Annotated in this window: 10 protein-coding genes and 1 pseudogene; 8 read left to right on the top strand and 3 right to left on the bottom strand. The window is 61.7% G+C overall.

The window, feature by feature from the left end; genetic code table 11:
- Window positions 1-578: 578 nt before the first annotated feature.
- From AC07Y9_RS30970 to AC07Y9_RS30940, 7 genes are all read left to right on the top strand, one after another.
- Complete coding sequence (locus AC07Y9_RS30970) at window positions 579-1,727, top strand: ABC transporter substrate-binding protein (RefSeq protein ID WP_102681529.1); 1,149 nt, start codon at window positions 579-581, stop codon at window positions 1,725-1,727.
- Between the two features lie 107 nt (window positions 1,728-1,834).
- Entirely contained in the window at window positions 1,835-2,866 is a 1,032-nt protein-coding gene (locus AC07Y9_RS30965) for a branched-chain amino acid ABC transporter permease (RefSeq protein WP_007931981.1), read from the top strand.
- Complete coding sequence (locus tag AC07Y9_RS30960) at window positions 2,863-4,665, top strand: branched-chain amino acid ABC transporter ATP-binding protein/permease (RefSeq protein WP_007931983.1); 1,803 nt, start codon at window positions 2,863-2,865, stop codon at window positions 4,663-4,665. Before AC07Y9_RS30965 ends, AC07Y9_RS30960 begins: the two co-directional genes overlap by 4 nt.
- Complete coding sequence (locus tag AC07Y9_RS30955) at window positions 4,662-5,456, top strand: ABC transporter ATP-binding protein (RefSeq protein ID WP_172963059.1); 795 nt, start codon at window positions 4,662-4,664, stop codon at window positions 5,454-5,456. Before AC07Y9_RS30960 ends, AC07Y9_RS30955 begins: the two co-directional genes overlap by 4 nt.
- 81 nt (window positions 5,457-5,537) lie before the next feature.
- On the top strand, window positions 5,538-6,524 hold the full coding sequence (locus tag AC07Y9_RS30950; protein WP_007931987.1) for a ketopantoate reductase family protein: 987 nt from the start codon (window positions 5,538-5,540) through the stop codon (window positions 6,522-6,524).
- 23 nt (window positions 6,525-6,547) lie between these two features.
- The gene (locus AC07Y9_RS30945; RefSeq protein WP_053260822.1) at window positions 6,548-7,312 is read left to right on the top strand and encodes a class II aldolase/adducin family protein; all 765 of its coding nucleotides are present in this window, start codon (window positions 6,548-6,550) and stop codon (window positions 7,310-7,312) included.
- Window positions 7,313-7,659: 347 nt separating this feature from the next.
- A complete protein-coding gene (locus AC07Y9_RS30940; protein ID WP_007931992.1) occupies window positions 7,660-8,136 on the top strand; it encodes a MarR family winged helix-turn-helix transcriptional regulator in 477 nt (158 codons plus the stop codon).
- Window positions 8,137-8,528: 392 nt separating this feature from the next.
- Here AC07Y9_RS30940 and AC07Y9_RS30935 read toward each other — a convergent pair.
- Window positions 8,529-8,849 (bottom strand): annotated as a pseudogene (locus tag AC07Y9_RS30935) (LysE family translocator); the annotation flags it as partial.
- A 255-nt stretch (window positions 8,850-9,104) separates the two neighbouring features.
- Here AC07Y9_RS30935 and AC07Y9_RS30930 point away from each other — a divergent pair.
- Window positions 9,105-10,856 (top strand): phospholipase D-like domain-containing protein, encoded by a 1,752-nt coding sequence (locus tag AC07Y9_RS30930; RefSeq protein ID WP_102681459.1) that lies wholly within the window; start codon window positions 9,105-9,107, stop codon window positions 10,854-10,856.
- Between the two features lie 66 nt (window positions 10,857-10,922).
- Here AC07Y9_RS30930 and AC07Y9_RS30925 read toward each other — a convergent pair whose 3' ends face one another.
- Window positions 10,923-11,375: a hypothetical protein gene (locus AC07Y9_RS30925; RefSeq protein WP_102681460.1), complete on the bottom strand. Its 453-nt coding sequence runs from the start codon at window positions 11,373-11,375 to the stop codon at window positions 10,923-10,925.
- 167 nt (window positions 11,376-11,542) lie between these two features.
- Window positions 11,543-12,004 carry an NUDIX hydrolase gene (locus AC07Y9_RS30920; protein WP_102681461.1) on the bottom strand — a complete coding sequence of 154 codons (462 nt, stop codon included), beginning with the start codon at window positions 12,002-12,004 and terminating at the stop codon, window positions 11,543-11,545.
- Window positions 12,005-12,020: the final 16 nt, after the last annotated feature.

The raw sequence follows: 12,020 nt of genomic DNA, 5'->3' as shown, positions 1-12,020 counted from the left end.
CATAATATTTATCCTTATAAATCAATAAGTTAATTACATATCAATAACGATTAACAACAAAACATTTGAAAAATATCGAGTTGACTCCTCCGTCAGAAAACCCAAAAACAAAAAAATAAAACCGTGAAAAAAACCACTTAAAAAACATAAAAAAACACTGATTTTTCAGTGTTCAAATTCTTGGTTTTCGGGGTCGATCAAGGCCTTTATTGATCCAGATCAAAGCCTTGCCCAGCATGGTGTGGTGCCGGTTTTATCCGCCTTCCAGATGCCCCTGTGACAGACCGCCGGAAGGCCTTGGCAGGATCGCCTCGACACTGCCCGCTCCGGGTATCGCCATGACGGGTTTGCGCCCTGCACCAAAAAATTTCTGGCATGCAACCTGCTTTTGCCCTCATCGCCTTCGATCGATAGCTCATGGTCGAGCGCCACCTCAATGGCTCGGTAACGCCCCAGGGGTGTCGCAGCAGTTCGCCCAAAAAAAACAGGGCCGTACCTTGGGCCGTACTCGCACCACGTCGTGGTCGGGGCGGCTGACCATTAGCCTTTTGCCGCGTTGCAACTCTTCGGAGAAAGTCATGCTTTTCAGAAAAGCCGTGTCCACGTTGTTGTTGAGTGCTGTCTGCGCTGCCGCCCAGGCAGATGTGAAAGTCGGGGTCATTACCTCCTCCACCGGGCCGATCGCACTGGTCGGGCTACCCCAGAAAAACACTATCCCCCTGCTGCCGGCCCAGGCTGGCGATCAGGCGGTGAAGTACATTTCTCTGGATGATGCGAGCGACCCGAGCGCTACGGTGAAGGCGCTGAAGAAGTTGATCGACGAAGAAAATGTCGACGCTATAATCGGCCCGAGCGGCTCGCCCAATGCCATGGGTGTGATCCAGTTCGTCGCCGAAGCTGGCGTGCCGCTGCTGGCCCCGGTTGGCACCGCCGCGGTGGTGCTGCCGATGACCGAGCAGAAGAAATGGGTATTCAAGACCACGCAGAACGATGACCTGATCGCCAAGGCGCTGTTCGAACACATGGCCAAGAAGGGCGTGAAGACACTCGGCTTCATCGGCACCGGTGACCCTTATGGCGAGAACTGGGCCAAGGTTGTGAGCGGCCTGGCGGCGCAGCACAACATCAAGGTCGTGGCCAACGAGCGCTTCCAGCGCCAGGACACGTCCGTCACCGGGCAGAGCCTGAAAATACTCGCCAGCCGTCCCGACGCGGTACTGGTCGCCGCGCCCGGCAGCTCGGCGGTGATGCCGCAGACCACACTGTTCGATCAGGGCTATCGCGGGCAGATCTACCAGACCCACGGCGCGGCACTGCCGGACTTCCTCAAGCTGGGCGGAAAAAAGGTCGAAGGCACCATTCTGGCTGCCAGCCTGATGCTCGTAATCGATGAAATCCCGGACAGCCACCCCTCGAAGAAAATCGCCAGCGACTACACCACGGCCTACGAAAAGCTCAATGGCAGCAAACCGGCGACCTTCGGCGGGAACACCTTCGACGCCGGCTTGCTGCTACAGCAGGCAATCCCGATTGCAGCCAAGAAAGGCACACCCGGAACTCCCGAGTTTCGCGCGGCCCTGCGCGATGCACTCGAGCAAAGCCACGAACTGGCCGGCACCCAGGGTGTTTACAACATGACACCGCAAGACCACAGCGGCTTTGACGAACGCGGCCGCGAATTGATCGTGGTCAAGAACGGCACCTGGATGCTGCTGCAAGACCATTGATCGAAGCCTGGTTGCACGGCCCGCCGCACGCCCCGCTCGATTGCCGACGAGGCGATCCGCACCTGCACGCGGGCCTGATATTCAATCTGTAGACAAGAGCTCTCATTATGAATTTCCAGATAGCCATGCTGCTGGGCCAGGACGGCATGACCAACGGCGCGATCTATGCGCTGTTGGCCCTGTCGATCCTTCTGGTGTTCACCGTGACCCGGATCCTGTTGATCCCCCTGGGTGAATTCGTGACCTACGGCGCCTTGACCATGGCCACGTTGCAGAACGGCCACCCGACGGCCCTGGTCTGGCTGCTACTCGGCCTGACACTGATCGATTGCGCGCTCGACCTGTGGGGGGCGGCACGTGCGAGCCTTCGGCTTGCCGTACGCATTCTCTTCAAGCTCGGCTACGCGGGGCTGCTGGCGGTGCTGATCAACACCTTGCCATTGGCCGAGTTGCCGATGGCGGTCCAGGCGCTGCTGACGCTGGCGCTGGTGGTACCATTGGGGCCGCAAATCTACCGCCTGGTGTTCCAACCGATCGCCTCGGCCAGTTCGCTGGTCCTGCTGATTGTGTCGATCGCCGTGCACGTCAGCATGACCGGTATGGCGCTATTGCTGTACGGCCCCGAAGGCGCCCGCACCAGGCCCTTCTCCGAAGCCGGGCTGGAACTCGGTCCGGTGACCTTCAATAGCCAGACCCTCTGGGTCCTGACCGTGTCCCTGGGGCTGATCGTCGGTTTGTACCTGTTCTTCGAGCGCACGCTTTATGGCAAGGCCTTGCGTGCCACCGCGATCAACCGCATGGGTGCCCGGCTGATGGGGATTTCCCCGACGCTCGCGGGCAAGTCAACCTTCCTGCTCGCCGCGCTGATCGGCACGCTTTCGGGGATCCTGATCGCGCCGATCACCACACTGTACTTCGACTCCGGTTTCGTCATCAGCCTCAAAGGTTTCGTCGGGGCGATCATTGGCGGGCTGGTCAGCTATCCGGTCGCCGCACTCGGCGCCCTGGCGGTGGGCCTGATCGAAGCCTTCTCCATGTTCTGGGCCAGCACCTATAAAGAAATCATCGTGTTCACGCTGATTATTCCGTTCCTGCTTTGGCGTTCATTCACCCGTCGTCATGTGGAGGAAGAAGAATGAATTCGCGCTACCTGTTACTTGCCTTGTTGCTGGCGGTGGGCATTGCGCCGCTGCTGTTGCCCCCCTACTACGTCACCCTGCTCAACTACATCGGCATGTACGCCATGGTGGTGCTGGGGCTGGTGCTGCTCACAGGCGTCGGCGGCATGACCAGTTTCGGCCAGGCCGCGTTCGTCGGGCTCGGTGCCTACACCTCGGCCTACCTGACCACCGCCGAACAATTGCCGGCCTGGCTGGCCTGGGCCGGAACGTCACCCTGGCTGACGCTGCTGGTGGGCGTGGTGCTCACCGCTTCGGTCGCGCTGATTCTCGGCGCGCTGACGCTCAAGCTGTCCGGGCATTACCTGCCGCTAGGGACGATTGCCTGGGGGCTTTCGCTGTACTACCTGTTCGGCACCCTGGAATCTCTGGGCGGCCATACCGGCGTCGGTGGCCTGCCGTCGATCTCGTTGTTCGGCCTGAAGCTGGACAAGGGCGAGAACATTTTCTACCTGATCTGGGCCCTGCTGTTGCTGGCGATCGTCATCACCCAGAACCTCCTCGACTCTCGCGAAGGCCGCGCCATCCGCGCCCTCAAGGGTGGCCAGGCAATGGCCGAATCGATGGGCGTCGACACCTTCCGTTCGAAGATGGTGATCTTCATCATTTCCGCGGTGTTCGCGGCGATTTCCGGCTGGCTCTATGCCCACACCCAACGCTTCGTCAATCCGACGCCATTCGGTTTGAACATGGGCATCGACTACCTGTTCATGGCCTTGATCGGCGGTGTCGGCAGCGTCTGGGGCGCCCTGCTCGGCGCGGGCATCCTGACCCTGCTCAAGCAGTGGTTGCAGGACTGGTTGCCGGCTCTGCTGGGGCATACCGGCAACTACGAAATCATCGTGTTCGGCATTCTGATCGTGGTCCTCATGCAGCGTGCGCCCGCCGGTCTCTGGCCATTGCTGGCGCGCCTGATACCGGCCCGCGCCAAGGTACGCCGCCAGGTCCACAGCACCGACGCCCCGGCTGTGCCGCTGGCACATCGGCGACGGCCTGAACATGGCGAACGAGTCCTTGAAGCGCGGCATGTGACCAAACGCTTCGGCGGGCTGGTGGCCAACAACGACATGAGCCTGGAAATCCGCTCCGGCGAAATCCTCGCGCTGATCGGCCCCAACGGCGCCGGCAAAAGCACCCTGTTCAACCAACTATCCGGTGTCGACACACCGAGCAGCGGCGATGTGCTGTTCATGGGCCAGAAGATCAATGGCCTGAATGCCCGGCAAGTGGCACGCATGGGCATGAGCCGCACCTTCCAGCACGTGAAACTGCTGGGCAACATGAGCGTGCTGGAGAACGTCGCCATTGGCGCGCATTTGCGTGGCAAGCAAGGCGTGCTGTCGGCGGCCCTGCACCTGGATCGTCGCGAGGAAGCCCGGTTGCTCGGCGAAGCCAGGCATCAACTGGAGCGCGTGGGCCTCGGCGACTACCTGTATGAAGAGGCCGGGAGCCTGGCCCTGGGCCAACAACGGATTCTGGAAGTTGCCCGCGCCTTGTGCGCCGCCCCGTACCTGCTGCTGCTCGACGAACCCGCGGCCGGCCTGCGTCTGAAAGAAAAGGAAGCCCTGGGCGTCCTGCTCAGCCGCCTGCGCAGCGAAGGCATGGCGATCCTGCTGGTCGAGCACGACATGGACTTCGTCATGGGCCTGGTCGACCGCGTGGTGGTCATGGAGTTCGGCCAGCGGATCGCCCAGGGATTGCCTGAAGACGTGCAGAAGGATCCCGCGGTACTGGAAGCCTATCTGGGAGGAGCCGAATGATGAACATGCAAGTGGAACCGCACCTCACACCGCGCAACCAGGTCGACGACGCCGTGCTGGAGATCAAGGACCTGAGCGTGGCCTATGGCAAAGTCGAAGCGCTGAGCGACGCCAGCCTGACGGTGGGCAAGGGCCAGATCGTGACGGTGATTGGCCCCAATGGCGCCGGCAAGACCACCCTGCTTTCGGCAATCATGGGCGTGCTTGGCTCCCGGGGGCAGGTTCATTTCGATGGCAGCCTGGAAGCCTTGCCGGAAGTGGAAGTGATGGTCTCACGGGGCCTGGGACTGGTGCCGGAAAAACGCGAGCTGTTCACCAGCATGAGCGTGGCCGACAACTTGCTGCTCGGCGCCTTCCAGCGCCATCGCCGGGGCGACCGGCGCTACAGCGAGACGCTGGCCGAAATCTATGAGCTGTTCCCGCGTCTCTGGGAGCGCCGTGAACAACTGGCAGCGACATTATCTGGCGGTGAACGACAAATGCTCGCCGTGGGTCGGGCACTGATGGCCAAGCCCAAGCTCCTGATGCTCGACGAACCGAGCCTGGGCCTGGCGCCGCTGATTACCCGGGAGATTTTCCGGATCATTACCGCCCTGCGCGAGCAAGGGGTATCGATTCTGCTGGTGGAGCAGAACGCGCGCGCCGCCCTGCGGGTGGCCGATTACGCCTATGTGCTGGAAACCGGCCAGATCGCCATACAGGGCCCGGCGCAGCAACTGGCCGACGATCCGCGCGTGATCGAAGCCTATCTGGGCCTGGCCAGCAAGCACCAGGAAATGCTCGCCAACTGACGGCTGCCCTGCCCCGGCGACCGAAGGGCGCCGGGCGCGTCGAGCACGGTCTTATCCGGCCTTTGAACATCTGGAGTCGCGATGAACGCTATCCCCCTACGCATCGGCATCGCCGGTGCCGGTGCTATCGGCTGCACCCTGGCAGCACGTCTGGCTGCTAGCGGCCACATGGTCAAGGTACTGGCCAGAGGAGAAACCCTGAGCGCCATCCGCCGTGACGGCATCCACCTGAACGACCTGGACGGCCACCACCATGTACGGGTCGACGCCAGCGACGACGCCGCCAGCCTCGGCGAGCAAGACCTGATTTTTCTCTGCGCCAAGGCACAAGCCCTGGCCACCCTGCTGCCGCAGTTGCAACCGATGATGACTGCCGAGACGGTGGTGATCCCGGTGGTCAACGGCGTGCCGTGGTGGTACTTCCACGGCGAGGGTGGACGCTACGCGGGGCAACAGGTGAACGCGGTCGATCCGCAGTCGATTCTCAGCCGGACCTTGGATCTGCGTCACGTGATCGGCTGCGTAGTGTTCATCACCGCACACTGCCCGGCCAGCGCCGTGGCCGAATCGCGCACCCCGCACCTGATGATTTTCGGCGAACCCGACAACCGTCTCAGCCCGCGCCTGGAGCGTGTGCGCGCACTGATTGAAAGTGTCGGAATAGAAGCGCGAGCCACCGACCGCATCCGCGACAACCTGTGGACCAAGATCATCGCCAACCTCACCTCCAACCCGCTCTCGGTGATTACCGGCGCCACCCTCGAGCAGCTTTACAGCCTGCCGGAGCTCCGCGACCTGGTCAGCAGTTGTCTGCACGAAGCCCTGCTGACGGCCGCCGCTTATGGCGCGCGCGTGAGCATCGATCCAAGGACCTTTCTCGAACTCGGCGCCGGCATGGGCGCCGTGCGCACCTCAATGCTGCAGGACTATGAGAAAGGCCGCCCTCTGGAGCTGGCCGCCATCGGCGATGCGGTGCTGGAGCTGGCCGATGGCATGGCGATCCCGATGCCCATCACTCGCCACCTCATTGCCCTGGCACGCTTTCGCGGCGAACAGGCCCGTCACTGACTCACTACAACCAGGACATCGACATGGACCAGACCCCATCGGCAACACCCCAGACGTGCAGCGACGAAGAATGGGCACTGCGCGTGCAACTTGCGCATTGCTACCACCTGGTGGATTTCTTTGGCTGGACCGAGACCATCTTCAACCATATTTCCGCACGCCTGCCCGGCCCGGCGCACCACTATCTGGTCAACCCGTTCGGCCTGAATTACACCGAAGTGACGCCGGCCAACCTGCTCAAGGTCGACCTGCACGGCAAGAAGCTCGAAGACTCGCCCTATGACGGCAACCCTGCCGGCTTCGCCCTGCACAGCGCAGTGCACGGTGCGCGCGCAGATATTCAGTGCCTGATCCACACGCACACCACGCCGATTTCGGCGATTGTCATGAAAAAGGCCGGTTTTGCTCATAACGACTTTTATGGGGCGCAACTCTACGGTCGGATCGGCTACCACACCTTCGAAGGCATCACGCTGTTTGATGACGAAAAAACCCGAATGATCGACAGCCTCGGCGACAAGCACATTCTGGTGCTGCGCAACCACGGCATTGCCGTCGGCGAAAGCAGTATCGCCAAGGCGTTCTTCCTGTTGTGGACGGTGCAGCGCGCCGCCGAAATCCAGTGCCAGGCCGGCGCCTTGGGCGGTGAAGACAATCCGCTGCCGGAGGCGATCAGCCGCAAGTGCGCCGAACTCACAGCCATGCTCATTCGGGACAGCGGTTTCGCGGTGAAATTCTTCGACGCCATGGTTCGCAAAATGTGCGCCGAACTCGGCCCGCGCTGGTAATCGCGAGAGCGCTCAGTGGCTGGTTCAAGGGTCCGTCAGGCGGCCAGCCGCCTGACGGAATCGATCGAGCCAATCAGCGGGCTCGCACCTGCGATTCGCAGCAGCGCCGAACAGCCCCAGGCGCGGCTCTGCATGCTCAACCGTACCCCGGCCTTCGCACTCCTACCCACCCTGTTTTAGCCGATCAAGGGTGGCCGACACTTTCGTCAAAACCTCACACACGAGCGTCCGACCTGAAGGCCTTGCCCAAGGCACGCTGTGACCTGTCTGCTGGTTTTTTGCTGCGTGCGGCGCGACAATGGCGCCCGCTATCAACCCAGCTCACCAGAAAGACTACGCCAACCTTTATGACCACCCCGAAAAAGCGCCTGAGCCGATACAACCCCGCCAGTGAAGACTTCAAGAAGGAAGATTTTCCCTTCTACTGGCTGGCTCGCCTGCATGGCCGCTACTCCATGGCCATGGAGAAAGCGCTGAAAAAAATCGATATGGATATCCCGCGCTGGCGGATTCTGTTCATCCTCAAGGAAAATGGCGAATCAAGCATTTCGGAAATCTCCATCCATGCCATCGCAAAGCTCTCGACCATCACCAAAATTGTCTATCGCATGAAAGCCGATGGCCTGGTGGAGACCAACACTAGCGCCAGCGATGGGCGCGTGACTCAGGTCTCCCTCACCGATATCGGCCGCCATACCATCGAAGAAGTCCAGCACTGCACCAGCGATATCTTCCGCACCAGTTTCAAAGGCCTGACCGAGGCCCAGATCACCAAACTGAACGGAACCCTGGAAAAAATATTCAATAACCTGCCGGAAGACTGAACCGCAGCGAGCACAACGCCAGGCCCGTAGCTTGAGTACCCGCTTATAGCCAATCCGCTGCATCGGCCGATTGAATCCACGGCCGAAACCAGCCCTTCTACCTCCCCAACACCGGCCGTTTATATGAGCGCCCTTGCGCTTCAAGGTGCGCCCTTGAATGACTGACACCTTCCAGGGCAACTGCCTGTGCGGCGCCATTGAATACCAGCGCTCGTCCCGCCCCAAAGCGCTTTCCCACTGGCCATTGCAGCCAGCGCCGTAAAGCCATGGGTGGCATTCGCCCCTTAGGGCAGGTGCTGCGAAGCGATCTGCATATCGTTCAAAGTGCCAACCATCACGCTGGAAGGCGACGTCAACGGCCCCCGGCAAGAGCACGCACATCTACGGACAACTCAAGCCCGCCGCGCCAACAGCAACACCGAAGCCGCCGCCGACAACAACGCCGCGCAGCAGCGGTTGAAGATCTTCTTGCCGCGCGGCTCGGCGAACCAGCGGCGCATGTGCAGGCCCATGCAGGCGTAGGCGCTGATGGCTATCCATTCCAGCAGCAGGAACAAGGCGCCGAGCACCAGGAACTGGCCGGGGACCGGGGCCGCGGGGTCGACGAATTGCGGCAGGAAGGCGGTGAAGATCAGGATCGCCTTGGGGTTGCCGATGGCCACCAGGAACTCCTGCCGGGCCAGCGCGGCCAGCCCCAGGGGCGCGGTCTTTTTTTCGGTTTCGGCCCGGGCGCCATGTTCAGGGCGAAGCAGGCCGGGAGAAACAGCAACAGGGTGGCGAGGTTCATCGAGGGCTTCTCTGCAAGGAGTCGAACGGGTCGGGCTTGCAACATATAAGAGCATCGGGGCGCAATACAACCCGCCCCCGCGACCCGGCCCGTGCTAAAACCGCCACCGCCCGCCGCGCTGTTCTACGCTGCACACATCCAGCCCCGGCTTGACTCGTCCCCCCGCGCAAGGAGCGCCCCCATGGCCGATTTCTACAACACCCAGACGCTCGACGGTTTCACCATGAAGCTGTGGCGCGGCGAACGCATGTGCCTGATCGGTTTCGATGTCGACACCCCTCCCCCCGACCTGGTGGGGTTCGCCATCGAATGCCGGTTTCCCGGCAGCACCGACTTCAAGCCCCTGCCCAACCGCATCGCCTTTGCCTATGACGAGCCCGCCCACAGCGCGGTGGATGGCCAGCGCAAGTTTTCCTCGCTGGAAGCGCCCTTCCAGAAGTTTCGCTGGGTTCACGTCCCCCATGAGGTCGACCAAGGCACCTTCACCTACCGGGGCCGGATGATGCACATGGCCAACGACGGCCAGCTGGTTCCCGGCACGGCCATCGAACTGGCGATCGACCTCGACCCCATCAGCTACGAAGGCATCCTCGACATTGGTTTCACCCGGGGCTTTACCTCCTCGCAGGCCTTCCGCGACCGGGTGCCCGCGGGCGTCAAGGTCGATGTGTATGGCAAGAGCCTGATTCCATCGAAAACCAAGGACGGGCTCGACCACCCGAAGACCGAGACGGCCATGTACCAGTGGCTCGGCTTCGAGGCGGTATCGATGATTTTCGCGGTGCTGGATGAAGTCCTACGGCAGCCGGACACCACCCTCGATGTCTTCGCCTACGACTTCAACGAACCGGACATCCTCGCCAGACTGGAGGCGCTGGGTAGTCGCCTGCGCATCATTATCGACGACGCCGGCGATCACGCCGCCCCCGACAGCTGCGAGACCCGGGCCGCCAGCCGCCTGCTGGCCTCGGCCGGCGCGGACCGGGTTCGACGCAGCCATTTCCATGGCCTGCAGCATCACAAGGTGCTGATCGCCCGGCGCAACGGCAAGCCTTACCAGGTGCTGTGCGGCTCCACCAACTTCAGCTTCCGCGGCTGTTATGTGCAGAACAACAATGCGCTGTTGTTCAAGCACCTCGAGGTAGCGGACCTGTTCGGTCGGGTCTTCGACGCCAGCTTCAGCGATCCGAAAAACTTCGAGGCCAGCGACCTGGCGCAGAAATGGCACGTGATCGAAACCGGCACCGCAACGACCGCCGGCCCGCGCCTGCATTTCTGTTTCTCGCCACACAACGACAGCGACCTGTCGCTCAGCCCGATCGGCGGCGCGATCGACCAGGCCAGCCGCTCGGTGCTGTTCAACATCGCCTTCCTCAATCAGATCACCAGCGGCCCCCTGTACGAGTCGATCAGCCGCCTCTACAAGCGTCCGGTGTTCAACTATGGCGTGACCGACAAGGCCTCGGGCATGGATGTGATCAAGCCCGATGGCACCTCGGCCGAAGTGGATTTCGCCTATCTCGCCAAGTACGCACCGGAACCTTTTCGCAGCGAGTGGTCCGGCGGCACCGGCATTTCGGTGCACAACAAGTTCGTCGTCACCGACTTCAACCTGCCGAGCGCCAAGGTCTTCACCGGCTCCTCGAACCTGTCCATTTCGGGGGAAGAAAAAAACGGCGATCACCTGATCCTGATCGAGGACCAGAAAATCGCCGTGGTCTATGCCATCCAGGCCCTGCTGATATTCGATCACCTGCACTTTCGCAGCGTGATGCAAAAAGCCTTCACCAGCGCCGATGAGACCCAGGGGAAGCAGCCACCGCCACTGTTGCTGAAAAAACCCACGGCGATCTCGGGCCAGCCCGCCTGGTTCGAGGCGTACTACGTCGCAGGTTCGCAGAAACAGGGCGACCGGCAGTTGTTCTCTCACTAAGGGCACGAACTGTCGAAAGCCGCCAGGCGCCATGAAGCCCTCATGCCCTGCTGGCGCCTGCGCGGGTCAAACCGAGAAGATCATGCAACCGATCGCACTGGCCTCGTGGTAGATAGCGTGGCCGCTGTTCTCCACCGTGAACCCGCGCAACGAGCGTTTGGCCACGTCGCTATAGGCCAGGGAAACCACCCAGCGGGCCTCGACCGGCTCGGCGTATTTGGCGATTTTCTCGATGTCCTTGCGGGTTTCCGCCAACAGTTTGTTGCCAGCATTGGTGGCGCTCTCGACTTTCACCTCGATGGCATAGATCTCGACACCCTGGCTGGCCAGCACATCCAGGTGCAGGGTGCCGTTCGGCGGTGGGTAAGGCGCTTCGCGAGTGCACCCCAGGTGGGCTGCGCGCAGCAGCATCAGAAACTCGACCTGGAACCAGACTTCCCAGGCCGCGCCGGTACTGATGGCGGCCTCGATGCGCGAGTGGTCACTGAGGATGATGTGGCTGAGTTCGGTGTTTTTCATCGGGCGTTCCCTCTAATGGTTGGTAGAGAGAGGAACGAGCCGACGGCGCCGTTGTGAATGTCGAGGGCGAATCTGGATCGACGGCATAAACCGCTAGCCGGAAAGTCCCGGCCGCGCGGGAGATCGGCAGCCCCGCATCAAGCCAGGATCAGCCCGCGGAAAAAACGCTACAAGGACCGCTCGAACACCCCCGCTTCTTCCAGCATGTGCACCAGCGCTTGCGGCCAGACGGTGGCCTCGGTGGCTCGCAGATCATCGGCGGACCACCAATGATGATCGGCCATCACCTGGGCCTCGGACGAGGTCCAGCCGGCACGAGAGAGCGGCTGGTCTGGTGCGTGCACCACAAAATACTGCTCGACCGAGGTCACCCATTCGCCGCTGGGCAGTTGCATGGGGAACCGGCGACCGGCCACCGGCTCTCCCACCGCGCTGACCTGAATACCGGTTTCCTCGTGCAATTCACGAATCGCCGCGACCTGGAAGGTTTCGTCCCCTTCAAGCCCGCCACCGGGCGTGGCCCAATAGTCATCCCCCGCCAGCGCCCCTTCCTTGTGCAGGAAGCGAAACAGCAAGACCTTTCGCGAAGGGTTGATGACCAGCAATCTTGCCGATTTTCGTTCACGCATCGGTATCTCCCTGAAG

The sequence above is a fragment of the Pseudomonas sp. GW456-L12 genome, assembly GCF_059424045.1.
Note: the sequence above shows the minus strand (reverse complement) of the source record. Positions and strands in the feature narration are given on the sequence as shown.